This is a genomic window from Aeromonas sp. FDAARGOS 1417 (assembly GCF_019046985.1).
Classification (GTDB): Bacteria; Pseudomonadota; Gammaproteobacteria; order Enterobacterales; family Aeromonadaceae; genus Aeromonas; species Aeromonas veronii.
Genome location: NZ_CP077221.1, coordinates 964,141 through 983,118 on the forward strand (window position 1 = coordinate 964,141; position 18,978 = coordinate 983,118).

Here is an 18,978-nt window from a genome sequence, read left to right on the forward strand (position 1 = left end):
TTAATGAAAGAAGGGAATAACGTTGGCAGGCCAACCGTGCCTGCCAACGCCAGAAAGATCACGACAGCGTGGCGCGAGCGGCCGCCAGCTGGCGCTCGATATAAGCAAAATCGGGGCGTTCGGCGGGGAGTTGCGAGAGGCAGGCCGCTTTGAGCTGATGCAACCCATCAAGCGGTAAGTCTTGCGTATCGCAATGGGCCAACAGCTCTTCCAGCAGGCAACCAAAGGCGCGCACTTCCAAACGCTCAAGTCCTACGGCCCGCTCGCGGTTGCTGCGCCCATACAAAGAGGCGGCGCCAAAATCCCCCAGCAGGGCGCGAGCCGGTGCGTCAGACCCACGGGCAAACAGGATATTGTGACCGTAGAGATCCCCGTGCATGATGCCCGCGCGGTGCAGATGGCCCGCCACCGAGGCGATGCCGTGGGCCATCGCCAGCGCATCCGGCACACTCAGATGCAGCCCCTCGGGATAGACATCGCGGGTGCAGGAGTCCAGGCTCGGCGGTCCGGCCAGATTGGCAAAGGCCGGGTCGATCAGCTCCATCACCAGCGCCGGAATACCGGAGGGGTGATCCGCCACCTTGCCTATCACCTTGATAAGGTTGGGATGAGTGCCCGCCGCTAGCGACGCCGCCATCTCACAGCGAGGCAATCCATCGCTGGTCACCGCCCCCTTGAACAGCTTGACCGCAACCTGACTGGCATCGGCTCTGCCGCTCGCCTGAGTCACTTCATCAGCAGGATTACCCACAAGGGTGGCGCGATGGATAACGCCGGATGCCCCCTGACCCAGCAGCTCGCCCAACGCCAGCGTCTCCCAGGCAAGGGGAGCGACATGGGCATCATCGATGGCCCGCGCCTCCTCCCCTTCACTAAAGGGGTTGCCGGAGTAGGCAAGCCATGAAAGGCGAGGCAGCGAGAGCAGCCACTCGGGGAAGCGTTCGATGCGGTTGGCGGCGATGCGCAGCAACTCCAGCTTGCGGCAGTTGGCAAGGCTCGTCGGCAGCTCGCGCAGGCGGTTGCCCGCCAGCATCAACTTTTGCAGGGCGTCGCACTGGCCCAGCTCATCAGGCAGCCGCTCAATTGCGTTATCGGTCAGGATCAACCAGCGCAACCCCGCAGGCAGCGCCTTGGCCGAGACGGTAGCAATCCGGTTGGCCTTAAAGCCCACCATGGTGAGCGCCGGGCAGCGCCCCAGCACCTCGGGCAGCTCGGTAAAGCGATTCTCGGAGCAGAAGATGATGCGCAGTTTGCCAAACCCGGCCAGCTCGTCGGGGAGCGTGCTTAGCTGGTTACCGGTCAAATCCAGCACCTCCAGCGTCTCTTTCAGGCTCAAAATCTCGGGGGGGAAAACCGCAAGGTTTTCAGAGAGCTTCAGATGGCGGGCACCGCACAGTTCACCTGCGCGCAGCTGTTCCAGAGTATGCATAACCGTTTCTCAATCCTGATGATCTGCCTGATGACGTAGCCAGCCATCAGCGCGCGCCGAACCCGGGTCCGGCGATTTTAAAGGGGGGCATTATAAAGAATTCGGGGCGCAGTTCTCCCCTTTTGTTGCCACGAAGGCCTGTATCGACATGTAGCAAAACAAGTTGGAGAGAAAGAGAGCAAGATTCGGGTCGTCCCGGCGAGGAGTGGTTGCCATAGTGGGAGTCAAACCCAAGTCGGTTGGAACCTATTGGAGTTCCAACCCACAGCCAACCCTGTGAGCCACTTAGCTGGCGCACAACACACCTGCGAGGGAACTGCCATGTCATTACTGTCCACCAAGGTCGCCATCATCACCGGCGCCAGCTCCGGCATCGGTCGTGCCAGCGCCATCCTGTTTGCCCGCGAAGGGGCCTGCGTCGTCGTCGGCGCCCGCCGCCAGCCCGAACTGGATCTGCTGGTGGAGGAGATCCGCCATGAGGGGGGCCAAGCGGTGAGTCTGGCGGGAGATGTGAAAAGCGAGAGTTACGCCCGCGCTCTTGTTGATCTCGCGTTAACCCGTTTCGGCGGGCTTGATATCGCCTTCAACAACGCAGGTACCACAGGCACGCCGGGCAGCGTAGAGGAGCTTGAGCTGACGCAGTGGCAGGAAATTCTGGATACCAACCTCACCAGCGCCTTTGTGGGAGCCAAGTACCAGATCCCCGCCATGCAGGCTCGCGGCGGTGGCTCGCTTATTTTTACCTCTACCTTTGTCGGCCATACCCTGGGATTGCCCGGCATGGCGGCCTATGCGGCGAGCAAGGCGGGCCTCATTGGCTTGACCCGGGTGCTGGCCGCCGAGTATGGGGCACAAGGGATTCGGGTCAACGCCCTGCTGCCGGGGGGGACCGACACACCTATGGGGCGGGCTTTTGCCAATACGCCAGAGAGTCTCGCCTTTGTGCAGAATATGCATGCCCTCAAACGGCTGGCCCAACCGGAGGAGATCGCCCGCTCGGCCCTTTATCTCGCGTCCGATGCATCCAGCTTTACCACCGGCATTGCCCTGCTGGCCGATGGTGGGGTATCAATTTGTCGTACATGACGTTGTCGCCCCCAAGATCCTGCGACCGAAACCTTATCGTGAGAGCGCCTTATGTCTGATTACGCCCGCATCGCCGATGCCATCCGTTTTATCGCAAGTCAGGTGGAGCGTCAGCCCACTCTGGACGAGATAGCGGCGCACGTTCACTTAAGTCCCTTTCACTTCCAGCGGCTGTTCAGCCGCTGGGCCGGAGTGACGCCCAAACGCTATCTGCAGGTGCTGACCCTGGAGCGGGCCAAGGCGCTGTTGCAGGAGTCGCGCCCGCTGCTTGAGGTGGCCGATACCCTGGGCCTTAGCAGCGGATCGCGACTCTACGATCACTTCGTGCAGCTCGAAGCGGTAACACCGGGCGAGTACAAGCAGCGCGGGGCCGGGCTGGTTATCGATCACGGGGTGCACGACACCCCCTTCGGTCAGGCATTCGTCGCCCTGACCCCGCGGGGGGTGTGCAACTTTTCGTTTCTCGATGAAAAGGCCCCAGAGGCGCCGCTGGCCGCCCTCGCCCACAGCTGGCCCGAAGCGGAGCTGCGGGAGGCGCCATCACGCACCCAGAACGTCATCAACACCATGTTCGATGGCAGCAAGGCGCCGGATCGCCCCATCTCCTTGCACGTGAGCGGCACCAACTTTCAGATCAGCGTCTGGCGGGCGCTGCTGCAGATCCCGCCCGCCAAGGTGGTGAGCTACGCCCAGGTGGCAAGCGCCGTCGGCAACCCCAAAGCCGCCCGCGCCGTGGGTCTGGCGGTGGGCGCCAACCCCGTCGCCTTGATGATCCCCTGCCACAGAGTCATTCAGCAAAACGGCAAACTCGGCGGCTATCACTGGGGCGAGACCCGCAAACAGGCAATACACGCCTGGGAAGCGGCGAGGTATGAGTAAACGTGGCCTTTTTCTGCTCGCCCGATGGGGGAGAAACAGAACTGTTGGTGGTGAGTCAGCAAACAATCAGACAGCGCCAGACAAGCGTGCGGCGATATAAAGCACACAAATAGCGGTGCAATTTCATTGCACCCTACGACACTCTAAATAGCGGAGGAATACCCCAGCCAGATTAACATTTCTCTGTTGAAGTAAGAGTTTCAATACGATCTTGATGTGATAGACAAACGTCAATTCCGTACTCAGTCAACTTGTAGCTAAAATATTCATTACCATTAAAATCAGAACTATTTAATTTTTCGATCATACCTGAACGGGTGAGTTTTATTATAGCTAAGTTGATTTTTGCCGAACTTAAATCATATTTAGTAAAACGGTTATACAAATCCCAACTAACGCAACCTTCAACATCTGAGTTTACAGACTCAAGCAACACAGACAATGTGATCATATCTGTGTCGGTGAGCGTTGCTAATTGAGCATTTACATCAATGCGTGGTTTTTCCTGAACAGAATCAAGTTCAAGCAAACCTTGTGCTTTGAAAGCTCGTTTGATTTGTGTAGCGGAATAATTGAGAGATGACGCTAAGTCTTCGTCACTTCTGTTTGCATCAAAATCAGTTGGCGTAATACCTAGAAGATCACTTGGGAAATGCAAGTCAACGCCACGTGGTTTTACAATAAAACACCGGTTCTTTCCAATTGCACCAATAAACAAACCAAGTTCAAAAACAACATTATCTCTTACAACATACTTTTCTCTAGATCTGATAATTGTCAGATCATCAGGAGAGAAAATAAAAATAGAGAAATCCACAGACTTAGCTTTTGAAATCAAGTCATCAAGAGCGTTACTCGAAATATTAAATGTACCATTCCGCCATATTGTAACTTCTGCATCAAACTCTAAGTTTTCAGCAATTGCATCTGCTATAGGTAGGCTTTCAACAGATGAACCGATAAATACTCTTGGCTTTCTCATTGTTTCTCCAATCTTTTGTTAAAACTATCCAGAAAAAGCTGGAACGAAGTTAATAATTTATTAAATGTTATTTATTGAAATATTTCTCTAATACATTACCTGATGCCTCATCAACTCTGCAGTTGAATCCCGCAAAATTTCCTACCCATAATGGAGATTCACTTGTAATGTAAGTGTAGGCATCAACAGCACCTTGACTAATATCTGATGCCCGCCAAATAAAACTCCCTGCACGAGCATAACAAAATAGGTTTCTAGCCGGGCTATTTCGCTCAAAGGCCATCCAGTCATATATGACAAAAACGTGTTCGTTAATCAGTGATGCACTGAGGACTGGATATTCGCCTTTAAAGCGAACACCATCACCTTCGATCCAATTTTCATGCACTGTAAGCTTCATGTGACCTCTAATGGCGATTAGATGGGAAGCGGTACAGGTCAGTTTACTGAGCTTGCCATATAACTCTGCGGCTACTCTAGCTTGACATAAAAAGGCTGTTACCGAACCAGTATGCTAGCGAGCAAGGAAGATAAGAAAAAGTGTGAGATGACAATTTCCTGAGCAAGATCAACAAATTAATTAACAAGTACAAATACCGACCTCATAGCTGCGCTACTGGATCGTAGATAAAGAAAAGACGCCCTAAGGCGTCTTTTCTTTTATCTGGAGTCTGAAGCAAACCGGTTAGGAGATTTCCCCCTCCCCACCCTGCCCATAACCCTATCAGATCGGGGTGATGGAGGTGATATGGGCCGAGCCATCTAGAGACTGGAAGATCTGCACCACGGCTTCGCCATGGATCGGTTTGGCAAGCGGCACAGTGCTCTTGCACTTGAAGCGGTAGTTGGTGCCAGCCACCACTTGAGTGGAGACTTCAAAGGGTACGTACTGCACCCCGACAAATCCTTTCAGCGCCTGATCAAATAACGCCTGATCCTCGGCGGTCAGCTTGTGATATGCGGTCCATCCACCCACCAACACTGCTTGTTCTGACATATCAAACTCTCCGTGCTCTATGATCCCGACTCGTTTGGCCGTTCGGGCTGCGCCCCGTTGATTCAAGTGGTTTCCGGTCTCCACCGGGGTGTCATCACTGCCGGTTGGCGCGATAACGATGGGCAAATTTGCGCAGCTATCTGCAACTGGACCAGCCCTCCCCCCAGCCACGAGCCGCTGCTGACAGCGGGCTCAATTGACATGAGAGAGCCTAGTGCGGGATGGCAAAAATGCCCCTGTCATATATGACAGAGGCAAGGTGGCAAAAAAGCTGCTCGAAAAAAGAAGATGTATGGCGCAAACGATTGAGAAAAGAAAAGACGCCTCAAGGGCGTCTTTTTGCATTTTTATGCTCGATGGGCAGAAGAGCGCGAGCCGCTTATTCCCATTCGATAGTTGCGGGCGGCTTGCCGGAAACGTCGTACACCACGCGGGAGATACCGTTGATCTCGTTGATGATGCGGTTCGACACGTGACCGAGGAAGTCGTACGGCAGATGTGCCCAGTGGGCGGTCATAAAGTCGATGGTTTCGACGGCGCGAAGCGCAATGACCCAGTCATATTTGCGACCGTCGCCCATGACGCCAACGGAGCGCACCGGCAGGAACACGGCGAACGCCTGGCTGACCTGGTTGTAGAGGTCGGCTTTGCGCAGCTCTTCGATAAAGACTGCATCGGCGCGGCGCAGAATATCGCAGTACTCTTTCTTCACTTCACCAAGGACGCGCACGCCCAGACCCGGGCCCGGGAACGGGTGACGGTAGAGCATGTCGTAGGGCAGACCCAGCTCGAGGCCGACGCGGCGCACTTCGTCTTTGAACAGTTCGCGCAGCGGCTCGACCAGACCCATCTTCATCTCTTCCGGCAGGCCGCCGACGTTGTGGTGAGACTTGATGACGTGGGCTTTGCCGGTCTTGCTGGCAGCGGATTCGATAACGTCCGGATAGATGGTGCCTTGCGCCAGCCACTTGGCGTTTTTCAGCTTTTTCGCTTCATCATCAAACACTTCAACGAAGACGCGGCCGATGATCTTGCGCTTGGCTTCCGGCTCGTCAACACCGGCCAAGGCAGAGAGGAAGCGCTCTTCCGCTTCAACCTTGATGATGTTCAGACCAAAGTGGTCACCAAACATCTCCATCACCTGCTCGCCTTCGTTCAGACGCAGCAGGCCGTTGTCCACGAAGACGCAGGTCAGGCGATCGCCGATGGCGCGGTGCACCAGCATGGCGACCACGGAGGAGTCGACACCGCCGGAGAGGCCGAGGATCACTTCATCGTCACCCACCTGCTCGCGGATGCGGGCAACGGCGTCGTCGATGATGGTGGCCGGGGTCCAGAGGCATTCGCAGCCACAGATGTCTTTGACGAAGTGCTCCAGCATGCGGGCACCCTGACGGGTGTGGGTCACTTCCGGGTGGAACTGCACACCGTAGAAGCGTTTGGCTTCATTGGCCATGGCCGCGTGGGGGCAGGTCGGGGTCTGGGCGATGGTGGTGAAGTCGGCCGGAATGGTGGTGACCTTGTCACCGTGGCTCATCCAGACATCCAGCAGGGCATTGCCGTTGTCGGCGATGGCATCTTCGATGTTGCGCAGCAGCGCACTACTCTTGCCAGCTTCGCCCAGCACTTCCACCTTGGCGTAACCGAATTCACGCTCGGTAGAGGATTGCACCTTGCCACCCAGCTGCTCGGCCATGGTCTGCATGCCGTAGCAGATACCGAACACAGGGACACCGGCGTTGAACACATACTCGGGGGCGCGCGGGCTGCCCGCTTCGGTGACGGACTCGGGGCCGCCGGAGAGAATGATGCCGCTCGGATTGAATTCGCGGATCTGCTCTTCGGTTACGTCCCAGGCCCACAGTTCGCAGTAAACGCCGATTTCGCGCACGCGGCGGGCGATCAGCTGGGTGTACTGGGAACCGAAGTCGAGGATAAGGATACGGTGCTGGTGAATGTCTTTAGTCATTTTATTCCTGCATCAGGCTGATGTTGTCACAAAGGGCATGGGATAAAAAAAGGTGGAAAAACGGGGCGCAGGGCCCCGTTTTATCAGCCCATCCGATAGTTGGGGGCTTCTTTGGTAATGGTCACATCGTGGACGTGGGACTCTTTCATCCCGGCGCCGGAGATGCGCACGAACTCTGCCTTGGTGCGCATGTCGTCGATGGTGGCGCTGCCGGTCAGGCCCATGGAGGAGCGCAGGCCGCCCATCTGCTGATGGATGATCTCTTTGAGGCGGCCCTTGTACGGCACGCGGCCTTCGATGCCTTCCGGCACCAGCTTGTCGGCGGCGTTGTCGGTCTGGAAGTAGCGGTCGCTGGAGCCTTTGGACATGGCGCCCAGGGAACCCATACCACGGTAGGATTTGAAGGAGCGACCCTGATAGAGCTCGATCTCGCCCGGCGCTTCTTCAGTACCGGCGAACATGGAACCTACCATGACGCAGCTGGCGCCCGCGGCAATGGCCTTGGCGATGTCGCCGGAGAAGCGGATACCGCCATCGGCAATCACCGGAATACCGGTGCCTTCCAGCGCGTCAACGGCGTCGGAGATGGCGGTGATCTGGGGCACGCCCACGCCGGTCACGATACGGGTAGTACAGATGGAGCCCGGGCCGATACCGACCTTGACCGCATTGACACCTGCAGCAGCCAGCGCCTTGGCGCCCGCGGCGGTCGCCACGTTGCCACCGATGATCTGCAGATCCGGATAGGCGTCGCGAGTGGCCTTGATGCGATCCAGCACGCCCTGGGAGTGGCCGTGGGAGGAGTCGATCAGCAGCACGTCTACACCGGCTTCCACCAGCGCAGCGACGCGCTCTTCGTTGCCGGCACCGGCACCGACCGCAGCACCGACTCGCAGACGACCCTTGTCATCTTTACAGGCGTGGGGCTTGCGCTCGGCTTTCTGGAAATCTTTAACGGTGATCATGCCCTTGAGTTTGAAGTCGCCGTTCACCACCAGCACTTTTTCGATACGGTGCTTTTGCATCAGGGCAACCACCTCTTCACGAGGGGCCCCTTCACGCACGGTGACCAGACGATCTTTCTGGGTCATGATCTGTTCAACGGTCTGGGAGAGGTCAATCACGAAGCGCACGTCACGGCCGGTGATGATACCGACCAGCTGATTGCCGTCAGTCACCACGGGGTAACCGGCGAAGCCGTTCTTGTGGCTCAGCTCCTTGATTTGGGCGATGGTCATGTCAGGGCGCACGGTGACGGGGTCAGTGACCACGCCGCTCTCGTACTTCTTGACCTTGCGCACTTCGGCAGCCTGCTGCTCGATGGACATGTTCTTGTGGATAAAGCCGATACCGCCTTCCTGGGCCAATGCGATAGCCAGACGGGCTTCGGTCACTGTGTCCATGGCAGCGGAGATCATCGGGATGTTCAAGCTGATGGCGGAGGTCAGCTTGGTACGCAGATCGGCAGTATTGGGAAGAACTTCGGAGTGGGCGGGAACCAACAGTACATCGTCGAAGGTTAACGCTTCTTTGGCAATCCTGAGCATGGCAATATCTCACCGTTGAGGAAGTGGGGGTGTAAAATATTGCCGACGAAGTTTACTCACGCATTGGTCACTGGTAAAGAAGTTTTTTGAATTTTTTATGGCATAGCCCTCTTTTAGGCGGCCAAAACGCCAAAAAACCAAGATTATCAGTACGAAAAGCGCCATTTCGGGGCAAAAGAGTTGGCTAACCGGTGATTTATGCAAAACCGGTAGGTGCCGACGCAGCGCAACCCCCATGCAAAGAGATGATCGACAGGGGCTCAGGGGGCAAGCGGCCTCTGACCACCCTCCCCTTGTTTTGTGTCCTTGTATTGTCTCTTGCCCTCGCGGCGACCACTCGCACCGGTATCATTCTCTTCTCAATCTCCTTTGCTCGGGCTGGATAATAAATTTCGCCCGCTGCCAATATATATTTTCTGGCACAACAAGGGTTGCCTATCTTTATTATTTTCGCCCCACCATCCGCAGCAAGGTATTATCTTTATCCAGCAGATGATGTTTCAACGCCCCGACAATGTGCACCAGCAAAAATGCCAGCATGATATATGGCAAATATATATGGCCTGTGTGAGCAAGATCCCGAACGGATTCACTGAATGGAATCACATTGGCAGGATCATGGATATCTGGATTCATCGGAATAATAGACCAGCCAAATATCGCAACACCTCGGCCAGCCGCTGCGGAATAACAGAGACCGGACACCGGAATAAGCAGCGTTGAAATCAGCAAACCCCAGTGGATCGCCCTGGCTGCCAATGCCTCGTAAACAGGATATTGACGCACAGGCTCAGGCCACCCTTTAACAAGGCGGAGAATGGCACGGGGCAGGATCAAGATCAGTGCAATCACCCCCAGAGATTTATGCAGCGCATAGAGATCCCATATTTCAAATTTCACCATCAGATAACCGACAAGGGTCAGGCCAATCATCAGCAAGGCAACCGACCAGTGCAGCAAACGGGTCGTCAAACTTAAGTGGATTGAGGGATTCATAAGCTACTCCAAACAGGGGGCGAGTGAACGCTGGTCAAGATGGTGGCGCCGTGAATATCAGCGGGACAAGAGATATCAACGGCGTCGAGGCAAGCCGCGACTTGGCCAGATGCGGGCAAGCGCGAGGGCTTTGTCGGGAGCCATACTGCCTGCCCGGATAAACGGCAGCGTTTCCAATCTTGCTTTTCTGCTGCTGGCGCCGCCTGCTTAACGCCCTCCCCCTGTTTCGGGTTAAGATAGCGGCCATCGTTTTATCCCGGCCCCGCCGGAGCAGACCACAGGTACGCCTTTGAACCGATTTACCCCATCCAATGCGGCGAGCGGCCGCGAGCAGCAGGTCTTTACCGTCACCCGCCTCAACAGCGCCGTGCGCATGATCCTGGAGCAGGATCTGGGGCTGGTGTGGCTGACCGGCGAGCTATCCAATCTGGCGATGCCAAGCTCCGGCCACTGGTACTTCTCCCTCAAGGACATGTCAGCTCAGGTGCGCTGCGCCATGTTCAAGGGCAACAACCGGCGGGTGGCGTTTCGCCCGCAGGATGGCATGCAGGTGCTGGTGCAGGCGCGGGTCTCCCTCTATGAGCCGCGCGGCGACTACCAGTTGATCATCGAGTCGATGCAACCCGCAGGCGACGGCGTGCTGGCGCTGCGTTTTGAAGAGCTCAAGCGCCACCTCGGTGCCGAGGGGCTGTTTGACGAGAGCCGCAAGCGGCCGCTGCCCCGTGAACCACGGGCGGTGGGCCTTATCACCTCCGCCACCGGCGCCGCCCTGCACGATATGCTGACGGTGCTCAAACGGCGTGCGCCGGATCTGCCGGTCTTTATCTACCCGACTCAGGTGCAGGGGAGCGCCGCCATCAGCCAGATCGTCGCAGCGATCGCCAAAGCGAACCAGCGCGCCGAGGTGGATGTGCTGATCGTCGGCCGTGGTGGTGGCTCCCTCGAAGATCTCTGGTGCTTTAACGAAGAGGCGGTGGCGCGCGCTATTGCCCACTCAGCCATTCCGGTGGTGAGCGCGGTGGGCCACGAGGTGGATGTCACCATCAGCGACTTTGCCGCCGACTTGCGCGCCCCTACCCCGTCGGCTGCCGCCGAGCTGGTGGCGCCAGACAATCAGGCCCGCATCCAGCGCCTCGCCCACCTCAAGCAGCGACTGCTGCAGGCGATGAGTCGCCAGCAGACCGCCGCCCGCCACGATTTCATCCTGCTGCAAAAGCGGCTCGACCATCAGGATCCGAAACGGCGGCTGGAACAGCAGTCCCAGCGACTCGACGAACTCTCCACCCGTTTGCAACAGCTATTGCGCCAGCGGCTGCATCAGGGAGAGCGGCGCCTCACCAACCTTGAGCTGCGCCTGCAGAGCAAGAGTCCGGAGCGCCTCTTGGCAGCTGGCAAGCGCCGCCACCAGCTGGCCGAGGAGCGGCTCCATGCCCTGATTGCCAAGCGGCAAGACCTTGCTAGTCACCGCCTCGCCATGCTCACCGCCCGCCTCGACGGGGTAAGCCCGCTTGCCACTCTGGGGCGTGGCTACTCCATCACCCGCACTGCGCGTGGTGAGGTCATTAGCCGCGCCGATCAGGTCAACAATGGCGATCAGCTCATCACCACTCTGGCGCAAGGGAGCCTGCAGGTACGGGTCGAGGGCATTAAGCCGTAACTCGTTCTTTTGAGCCACAACCGGGAACCGCACCTCGCAGGCAACCTGTCGCCTCGTTCAAGCCGATATAACCTGTATGGAGATGGTATTCACCTGACAGTTGCCCACAAAAGGGAGTGTATTGCTCGCAGAGTGAGACTGCAAAACCCGAGGAACATCATGAAAGATCACGCGCAATCATCAATGCAGAGGAATGACCAACCTTCAGGCTCGAGTGACATACTTCATGAATACAGTGTCTCCTTTCTAGGGAGAATGGTTATGGCGGCGTTGTTTCCCAAATCAGCTAAAAAGTCATGACTTCCCCAGCCCCAGGTGACCGTTACACTCGGGGCTTTCTGACTGGCAGACCAAGCCTGTTCAGTTTGTTTATCGCACTCACATACGCCATCACTTCCCCTACCTGACCGTTGTATGTGCGCAGACTGATTTTGCCCATCATTAACTGCTTGAACCGATACATCGCCGTCTCTGCCAGCGAGCGCCGGTGATACCCCAATATCTTCTTCCAGTGCGCCAGCCCTTCCTTGCGCATCACCAGCACCGCCTCATTTCTTGGGTGTCCCTTTTTCCAGAGCCCTGCATTCTTGCGAGGCGGGATACAGGCTGTCGCCCCTTTGCACGAGATAAGCTGATGGCTGGCTTTGCTGTCGTAGGCGCCATCCGCATAAACATGTCCCAGCTTGCGCCGCAGTGGGTTGAGCAAGGTGGGCAGCACCTCGGCATCATGGACATTTTCCAACGACACTTCCGCCGCCACAATATCGTGGGTCACCGGGTCTACCGCCAGATGCAACTTGCGCCACACTCGCCGCTTCTCGGCGCCGTGTTTTCTGACTTTCCACTCGCCTTCGCCAAACACCTTCAGCCTGGTTGAATCGATAACTAGGTCGGTAATGCCTTCCTTTGGGGGCTGTCGATAAGCCACTGTCACCGTGCGAGCGCGCTTGCTTACGCAGCTATAGTCCGGTGCGCACAACGGCACATTCATCAACTCGAACAGGGAGTCGAGTAGTCCCTGAGTGGCCCGCAGAGTGAGGTTGAAAATCCCCTTGAGCATCAAAGGTATAAATGGTCTGGTCGGTGTAGAGCTGGCTGCGGCCCCGCCGTCCGTGATGGTCGTGGTGAAACCAGTTGTTCATGGCCTCGGCATCAACCCAGAAGGTGAGTGAACCACGGTTAGTCAATGATTTGTTGTATTAAGGCCAGTTGGTGATGGGATGAAGCGATATACCCATGATGCAGACTTGAAGAGGATGGTGGTGATCAGATCACCAAGTCCTCAGTTAGTTCCATTCAAGCGGCATCGATTTGGGAAACAACGCCAATCTGAGCATTTTAACTTTTGCTCCCGCCTCCACTGCCAACACCTCAATGCCGCCATTTGTTGTGAACACGTAGGCATTGTCGCCGCACCTCAATCAGGTGCGAAATGTCAGATATAAAAAATCCCCGCCGATTGGCGGGGATTTTTATTGGGTTCTGCTTCATCCCGCGAGCGGGAGAGCACGCTTAGCTGGCCTTGCGCAGGATCTGCTCAAGGTAGTCGGCGAAGCGGTGACCGTGATGCTCCAGCAGTTTCGGGAACATGGAGATGGAGGTCATGCCCGGGAAGGTGTTGATTTCATTCAGCAGGATCTCCCCCTCCTCGGTCAGGAAGAAGTCGATGCGCGAGAGATGGGTCAGTTTCAGCTGACGGAACGCTTTGAGGGCATACTCGTGGATCGCATCGGCCTGCGCCTGGGTCAGCCCCTCGGCACGCAGTGCCGTCTCGGTATGGCTGGCGCTGCTGTACTTCTCTTCATAGCTGTAGAACTTGTCCTGCGGCACGCAGATCTCGCCCGGATAAGTCGCCACCAGCTCGTCACCGTACTGGTAGACTGCCACTTCCAGCTCGCGCGGCTTGACCGCTTTCTCGATCAGTACCTGTTCGGAGTAACCGAAGGCATCGGCAATACTTTTTACCAGATCCGCTTCGTTGCTAGCGGAGTAGCAGCCAACGGAAGAGCCCTGGGAAGCGGCCTTGATAAAGACCTTGCCCCACTTGGCCAGCGCGGCTTTGGCCTCGGCAAGCGCCGCCTCATTTTGCTCGGTCAGGAACAGGTATGGGGTGTTGGGAATGCCGATGGCGGAGAGCCACAGCTTGGTGCTGATCTTGTTGAAGCAGATCTTGCTCGCCTCGGCATCGCAACCGAGATAAGGCAATCCGGCCAGCTCGAGGAAGGATTGCAGATCGCCGGTCTCACCCGGGTAGCCATGGATGCAGGGCACCACGTAATCCACCGGACGGGCCACGCTGTCAAACGAAAGCAGCTTGTCGAGCCCCAGCTTGCACTCGCGGCCATCGGCACTGAGCCAGCGATCGGCGAACATCTCGACGCGGGTCACTTCGACACCGGGCAGAAGGCCCAGTTGTTGCTCGAGGAAATTGGCGCTGCGCAGAGAAACTTCGTGCTCGGAGCCACCGCCGCCGCACAGCAGCAAGACATGCATGTTCTTCATTAGATGTGATCCCTTGGGAAAAGCGGCCTCGTCATGACCATTTGATAAGCCAACCACCATAAAAACCGGACGAAGCCAGATACGAACATAAGTGCGCGCCAGTGTAGCAAGGGAGATCAACCCTTGTCAGCTGATGGGAGACCCATGACCCCACTTCTTGCAGTGAAAAGTCTCCCCTGTGTCAAAATCGGGACACATTGCCCCTCAGCGCGGGGGATCGACCCTTCCCATGCCGTTGCCATTGACCCGAAACCAGCCGGCAATGCTGTAGCGCTCCTGATTGGCAGGCAGCACCTCGTGGGGAAACTCCTCGGAGAGAAACATGACCAGCCGCCCCCCCTTGGGGCTCACATCCATCAGAAACTGCTCCTTGTCGTCATACATGCGCAGCACTCCCCCCGCTTCGGGCAGCCAGTCGTTGTTGAGGTAAAACACGGTGGTAAGACGGCGGTTGGAGCGACCGGCAAAGGCATCCCGATGGGTGGCGTAAAAATCCCCGCTGCGATAGCGGGCGAAGTGGGCCTCGTAGTCGAACAATCCCAGCATCAGCATCCGGTTGGCGGCAAGACGCAGGGACTCCATCCGGGCGAGGTAGTCAGCCACCGGCGCACCGAGGGAGGGCTCCAGCCAGTGGATCTGGTCACGGCGAATGTCGGGATTGCCCTGATGCAGGGCGTCACGGCCGATCCCGGCCGGTTGCCATTCGCCTGGCAAACAGGCTTTGAGGGCATCCACCTCGGCGGCAGTCAAAAAATCATCCACTATCACCCATCCCCGGGTGTAAATGGCATCCATGGCAGCTTGATAGTCCAAGATTGGCTCACAATGAGTGGAAAGAGGGCGCTTTGTAGCGACTTACCGGCAAAGTCACAAACCGGTTTGCTTCTCTTGAGAAGTCCCAACATCAATACGCGAGTTGCTGCCCGCCTCCCCGCATTTTTGTCGCCAGTTGTGATCCCGCTCCGCCAACAGGCGTATTGGCTGTCGAAACTGTGATGGCCCTTGCAATCGGTACGAAGAGACGCCGCGGCCTCCTTGCGGTACCAAGAGCCAACCGATACCGTAGCCGCATCGCCATGTTGCTGTTCATCCGGCGCTTGTCTCTGTCACCGACCGAACTACTCACGGCACAGCCCGCGCATCACCCACGAAAGGATCTTCTCATGCCTCTGCCCGATCTCACTTTGCAACGACTGGATGGTACCCCCTACCCGCTGACTCAACTGGCGGGCAAGGTGGTGCTGGTGGTCAATGTGGCCAGTCGCTGCGGCTTTACTCCCCAATATGAAGGGCTGGAAACGCTCTATCGGGAGCTCGGCCCCAAGGGGCTGGTGATTTTGTGCTTCCCCTGCAACCAGTTTGGCAATCAGGAGCCGGGGGATGCGGACGAGATCGCCCGCTTCTGCTCCCTCGACTATCCGGTCACCTTCCCCATCATGGCCAAGTGCGATGTCAATGGTGAGCATGCCCACCCCTTCTATCAGTGGCTCAAGCAACAGAAACCGGGCTTTCTTGGGCTGGAAAACGTCAAATGGAACTTCACCAAGTTCCTGATCGACCGCGATGGCAATGTGGTAGAGCGTTTCGCCCCCCAGGCCAAACCGGAGAGTCTGGCCGAGCAGATCCGGGAGATACTCTGACTCTCCTGAGCCGTTTTACGCCACTGCGTTGAACGATTGTGTGGCGGCCGGTGCGACAGCTACTGCGCAGCGGCCGCTCTTTTGCTATATTACGGCCCCACTATCTTTTCCATATCGTGGCTAGCCCCAACATGCTGGCTGCCCGTTGAGCCAAAGGCTCATCTCAGGAGTTTCTCTCGAACATGTCATTCAACGAACTGGGTCTGTCTCCGCATATTCTGCGGGCCGTCAAGGAGCTGGGTTACGAACAGCCAACCCCCATCCAGCAGCAAGCGATTCCGGCCATTCTGGCCGGTCAGGATGTGCTCGGCGGCGCTCAGACAGGCACAGGCAAAACGGCCGGTTTCACCCTGCCGATGTTGCAGCGTCTGCTGGCCAACCACGGTCGTGGCCGTCGTCAGGTGCGCGCACTGGTACTGACCCCGACCCGCGAACTGGCGGCCCAGGTGGGCGAAAGCATCATCAAGTATGCCCACCACCTGCCGTTCAAGACTCTGATCGCCTATGGCGGTGTCAGCATCAAGCCCAATCTGGACGCCATCAAGCTGGGGGTGGACATTCTGGTCGCCACCCCGGGCCGTCTGCTGGATCTGCTGACCCAGGGCGCTCTAACCCTGAGCCAGCTCGAAGTGCTGGTGCTGGATGAAGCGGACCGCATGCTCGACATGGGCTTTATCGTCGACATCCGCCGCATCATGAAGGCGCTGCCTGCAGAGCGGCAAACCCTGCTCTTCTCTGCCACCTTCTCAAACGACATCAAGGCGCTGGCGGATGATCTGCTGAACGACCCCACCCTGATCGAGGTGGACCCCAGCAATACTGCCGCCGAGCAGGTGACCCAGCGCATCATTCAGGTGGATCGGGAACGCCGCCGCGAGCTGCTCTCCCATATGATTGGCCGTGGCAACTGGCAACGGGTACTGGTGTTTGTTCGCACCAAGCAGATCGCCGACCGCCTCGCCCAGCAGATGCAAAAAGATGGTCTAAATACCGTGGCGATCCATGGTGACAAGAGCCAGGGTGCCCGCAACCGGGCGCTGGCCGATTTTCGCAGTGGCGAGGTGCGGGTGCTGGTAGCGACCGATATCGCCGCCCGCGGTCTCGATATCGATCAACTGCCCTACGTGATCAACTTTGAACTGCCCCAAATGGCGGAGGATTACATCCACCGTATCGGCCGTACCGGCCGCGCCGGTCGTGGCGGCGAGGCCATCTCGCTGGTCAGCCAGGACGAGCTGGGTCAGCTCAAGGCTATCGAAGCCCTGATCGGCCAATCCCTGACCGTGGAGATCCTGGAAGGATATGAGCCAAGCGGCAAGCCGAGTCGCCAGACTCTGCCCGGCAGCAAGCCGGTGCAGAACCCGCCTCGGGCTCGCGGTCATGCCAACGCCAAGAGCAGCAATGCCAAGGGCAAGCCAGCCGCTGGCAAAGGCAAGGGTGACGCCAGCAAAAAACCGGCCCAGTCTCCTCAAAACAAGTCCCGCAAGCGCGAAGTAGTGGGCGAGGATATCGGCTTTGCACCGATGCGCCGCTTGCCCAAAGCAATGCGCGACAGCTATCAGGAGAGCAGCGACGAGTAAGCTCGCGCGACGCTAACTGCCAAGCCAAAAGAGGGAGCCTGCAAGGCTCCCTCTTTCGTTATGGATCGCACGGAGTCGTGCAAGTGCTCCGTGCAAATGCTCCGCTCAGGCTCAAACCAGCGAATGGCGCACCGCGGCGGTACCATGGCTGGGCGGCGCTGAACCATCTAGCGGATTGAGCTGCAAGAACTCGAACAAGCCAGCCTGCATATTGACGTTCCAGAAGCGTCCGGCGAGGGTGAGTTGCAACCGTGTGCTCTCGATCTCGGCCAGCCCGTGCTGCTGCCAGGCGGCAAAAAGCGGCATCAGATGGGCCAGCAAAGGCGCTGGCAGACGATCCAGCGCCAGCACGCCACTGTCGAGAGCTCCACGCAGCAGACCGTCCATCCTTGCATTGGGATTGCGTCCCATCACCATTCCGGGCGCCCGCTTGCCACTGGCCAGCGCGTCGTGCCAGGGGGCCAGATCCCGTCCATACATCAAGCCATGGCCAAGAATGCTGCCCCCAGCACCGGCACCAAAGGGGAGGATCTCCGCACCGCGCTTGGCCATCTGGTTATAACGACTCTGCTCGGCCGGGCTGCGCCGCCAGTGACTGCAAGAGAGACGCTCCCAGCCGTGAGCTTCCAGTTGCGCCCCGCCATAGGCATACATGGCCGCCCGCTGCTGGCCATCGGCGAGCCAATCCAGGGTGCCCTTCTCCTGCGCCCGCTCCAGATTTGTGCCCTGCATGGCGATGAGCTGGTAGAGATCGACCCCGTGTACACCACTCGCCATCACATCGCGGATATCCTGCTGCCACACGGCATCATCCTGACCGGGCAGACCAAAGATGAGATCCGCCACGATCACAGCCGCATCATCCCGGGTCAGATCACCCAGACGGGTCAGCAGCGTCTCCCTGTCATCGAAACGGGCCGCCTGCTGACGCACCCGGGTATCAAAGCTCTGCACCCCGAAGGAGAAGCGGTTAAAGCCCCCCGCCAGCGCCACCTGCCATTTCTCATCATCAAAGCCGTTGAGGCGCCCCTCCAGCGTCACCTCGGCATCGGCCGACAACGGAAAACGGCGGATCACGGCGGCCAGAATGGCCAGCTCGTCGGCGCTCATGTCGGTCGGCGTACCGCCCCCTACATAGACGGCTGAAAACGGCATGCTCTGCGCCAGCGGGGTGTCAGCCGCCTGCGCAAGAGAGGTACAGAGGGCGTTGACATAGCGGTTGATCCGCGCCGGATTGGCGCCATTTTCAAAGAAATTGCAGAAGCTGCAGCGCTTTCGGCAAAACGGAATATGGATGTAGAGGGCACGCTCCTCAGCTTCACTCTCTCGCTGCCACCAGCTCTGCCAGCCAGCCTCATCCAGCGGGAAGGGGCGCATCCCTCCCCGACTGGCGTGAGCCGAGGTCTTGGCGCTAAAAGCAAACTTGAGGGGATCCGGCGTGGCAATACCGGTCATGGAAGGGGTCAGATTCATGATGGTCACTATTATCAGCAAATAATGACAATGATAACGATTATCGTTACTGGCAATTTGTTCTGGATCAACCCGAGGAGCAGCCCCCCTCCCGAAAGGCATTTTGGCAACCTGCATTACCGATCTGCTTAACAGATTATTTACTCAAGAGTGGTTATCGTGTGCCGATAGAGAACCATCTCCCGCCGTTTCTTCGTCTACGATCAAGATGATACGGGATCACATAACAACACCAAGCGCA

The 18,978-nt window shown here is 57.7% G+C and carries 15 protein-coding genes and 1 pseudogene; 5 read left to right on the forward strand and 11 right to left on the reverse strand.

From position 1 onward, the window contains the following. Positions 1–58 precede the first annotated feature (58 nt). On the reverse strand, positions 59–1,429 hold the full coding sequence (locus I6L47_RS04225) for a leucine-rich repeat-containing protein kinase family protein (protein WP_216948743.1): 1,371 nt from the start codon (positions 1,427–1,429) through the stop codon (positions 59–61). Positions 1,430–1,750: 321 nt separating this feature from the next. Here I6L47_RS04225 and I6L47_RS04230 point away from each other — a divergent pair, with 321 nt between their 5' ends. Continuing rightward, a complete protein-coding gene (locus I6L47_RS04230) occupies positions 1,751–2,515 on the forward strand; it encodes an SDR family oxidoreductase (protein ID WP_216948744.1) in 765 nt (254 codons plus the stop codon). 51 nt (positions 2,516–2,566) lie between these two features. Then, a complete protein-coding gene (locus tag I6L47_RS04235; RefSeq protein ID WP_216948745.1) occupies positions 2,567–3,394 on the forward strand; it encodes a bifunctional transcriptional activator/DNA repair enzyme AdaA in 828 nt (275 codons plus the stop codon). Between the two features lie 172 nt (positions 3,395–3,566). Here the strand turns inward: I6L47_RS04235 and I6L47_RS04240 are convergent, their stop codons facing one another. The 6 genes from I6L47_RS04240 to I6L47_RS04265 form a co-directional block, all read right to left on the reverse strand. Continuing rightward, positions 3,567–4,376 (reverse strand): TIR domain-containing protein, encoded by an 810-nt coding sequence (locus tag I6L47_RS04240; RefSeq protein WP_158113126.1) that lies wholly within the window; start codon positions 4,374–4,376, stop codon positions 3,567–3,569. Between the two features lie 67 nt (positions 4,377–4,443). Continuing rightward, positions 4,444–4,776, reverse strand: coding sequence for a hypothetical protein (locus I6L47_RS04245; protein ID WP_158113127.1), 333 nt, complete (start codon positions 4,774–4,776; stop codon positions 4,444–4,446). A gap of 324 nt (positions 4,777–5,100) precedes the next feature. After that, a complete protein-coding gene (locus I6L47_RS04250; RefSeq protein WP_216948746.1) occupies positions 5,101–5,373 on the reverse strand; it encodes a hypothetical protein in 273 nt (90 codons plus the stop codon). 379 nt (positions 5,374–5,752) lie between these two features. Then, entirely contained in the window at positions 5,753–7,342 is a 1,590-nt protein-coding gene (guaA, locus tag I6L47_RS04255) for a glutamine-hydrolyzing GMP synthase (RefSeq protein ID WP_040066364.1), read from the reverse strand. 83 nt (positions 7,343–7,425) lie between these two features. Then, the gene (gene guaB, locus I6L47_RS04260; RefSeq protein ID WP_005345006.1) at positions 7,426–8,889 is read right to left on the reverse strand and encodes an IMP dehydrogenase; all 1,464 of its coding nucleotides are present in this window, start codon (positions 8,887–8,889) and stop codon (positions 7,426–7,428) included. Between the two features lie 444 nt (positions 8,890–9,333). Then, on the reverse strand, positions 9,334–9,885 hold the full coding sequence (locus I6L47_RS04265; RefSeq protein ID WP_216948747.1) for a cytochrome b: 552 nt from the start codon (positions 9,883–9,885) through the stop codon (positions 9,334–9,336). Positions 9,886–10,174: 289 nt separating this feature from the next. Between I6L47_RS04265 and xseA the strand changes: the two genes are divergently transcribed. Continuing rightward, on the forward strand, positions 10,175–11,542 hold the full coding sequence (xseA, locus tag I6L47_RS04270; protein ID WP_216948748.1) for an exodeoxyribonuclease VII large subunit: 1,368 nt from the start codon (positions 10,175–10,177) through the stop codon (positions 11,540–11,542). A 322-nt stretch (positions 11,543–11,864) separates the two neighbouring features. Here xseA and I6L47_RS04275 read toward each other — a convergent pair. The 3 genes and pseudogenes from I6L47_RS04275 to I6L47_RS04285 all read right to left on the reverse strand — a co-directional run bounded on the left by I6L47_RS04275 (position 11,865) and on the right by I6L47_RS04285 (position 14,857). Beyond that, positions 11,865–12,729, reverse strand: a pseudogene (locus I6L47_RS04275) (IS5 family transposase). 325 nt (positions 12,730–13,054) lie between these two features. Next, a complete protein-coding gene (locus I6L47_RS04280) occupies positions 13,055–14,044 on the reverse strand; it encodes a D-alanine--D-alanine ligase (RefSeq protein ID WP_216948749.1) in 990 nt (329 codons plus the stop codon). A 204-nt stretch (positions 14,045–14,248) separates the two neighbouring features. Next, positions 14,249–14,857, reverse strand: a complete 609-nt coding sequence (locus tag I6L47_RS04285; RefSeq protein WP_019445550.1) for a 2OG-Fe(II) oxygenase — start codon at positions 14,855–14,857, stop codon at positions 14,249–14,251. 350 nt (positions 14,858–15,207) lie between these two features. Here I6L47_RS04285 and I6L47_RS04290 point away from each other — a divergent pair, with 350 nt between their 5' ends. After that, the gene (locus I6L47_RS04290; protein ID WP_216948750.1) at positions 15,208–15,684 is read left to right on the forward strand and encodes a glutathione peroxidase; all 477 of its coding nucleotides are present in this window, start codon (positions 15,208–15,210) and stop codon (positions 15,682–15,684) included. A 182-nt stretch (positions 15,685–15,866) separates the two neighbouring features. Further along, the gene (locus I6L47_RS04295; protein ID WP_216948751.1) at positions 15,867–17,264 is read left to right on the forward strand and encodes a DEAD/DEAH box helicase; all 1,398 of its coding nucleotides are present in this window, start codon (positions 15,867–15,869) and stop codon (positions 17,262–17,264) included. 111 nt (positions 17,265–17,375) lie between these two features. On the opposite strand, the gene hutW is transcribed toward I6L47_RS04295, so the two are convergent. Then, positions 17,376–18,737, reverse strand: a complete 1,362-nt coding sequence (gene hutW / locus I6L47_RS04300) for a heme anaerobic degradation radical SAM methyltransferase ChuW/HutW (protein WP_216948752.1) — start codon at positions 18,735–18,737, stop codon at positions 17,376–17,378. Positions 18,738–18,978: the final 241 nt, after the last annotated feature.

Excerpts from the sequence above, each read along its gene's own strand:
- I6L47_RS04225 (WP_216948743.1), bottom strand. The coding sequence starts at position 1,429 with ATGCATACTCTGGAACAGCTGCGCGCAGGTGAACTGTGCGGTGCCCGC.
- I6L47_RS04230 (WP_216948744.1), top strand. The coding sequence starts at position 1,751 with ATGTCATTACTGTCCACCAAGGTCGCCATCATCACCGGCGCCAGCTCC.
- I6L47_RS04235 (WP_216948745.1), top strand. The coding sequence starts at position 2,567 with ATGTCTGATTACGCCCGCATCGCCGATGCCATCCGTTTTATCGCAAGT.
- I6L47_RS04240 (WP_158113126.1), bottom strand. The coding sequence starts at position 4,376 with ATGAGAAAGCCAAGAGTATTTATCGGTTCATCTGTTGAAAGCCTACCT.
- I6L47_RS04245 (WP_158113127.1), bottom strand. The coding sequence starts at position 4,776 with ATGAAGCTTACAGTGCATGAAAATTGGATCGAAGGTGATGGTGTTCGC.
- I6L47_RS04250 (WP_216948746.1), bottom strand. The coding sequence starts at position 5,373 with ATGTCAGAACAAGCAGTGTTGGTGGGTGGATGGACCGCATATCACAAG.
- guaA (WP_040066364.1), bottom strand. The coding sequence starts at position 7,342 with ATGACTAAAGACATTCACCAGCACCGTATCCTTATCCTCGACTTCGGT.
- guaB (WP_005345006.1), bottom strand. The coding sequence starts at position 8,889 with ATGCTCAGGATTGCCAAAGAAGCGTTAACCTTCGACGATGTACTGTTG.
- I6L47_RS04265 (WP_216948747.1), bottom strand. The coding sequence starts at position 9,885 with ATGAATCCCTCAATCCACTTAAGTTTGACGACCCGTTTGCTGCACTGG.
- I6L47_RS04280 (WP_216948749.1), bottom strand. The coding sequence starts at position 14,044 with ATGAAGAACATGCATGTCTTGCTGCTGTGCGGCGGCGGTGGCTCCGAG.
- I6L47_RS04290 (WP_216948750.1), top strand. The coding sequence starts at position 15,208 with ATGCCTCTGCCCGATCTCACTTTGCAACGACTGGATGGTACCCCCTAC.
- I6L47_RS04295 (WP_216948751.1), top strand. The coding sequence starts at position 15,867 with ATGTCATTCAACGAACTGGGTCTGTCTCCGCATATTCTGCGGGCCGTC.
- hutW (WP_216948752.1), bottom strand. The coding sequence starts at position 18,737 with ATGAATCTGACCCCTTCCATGACCGGTATTGCCACGCCGGATCCCCTC.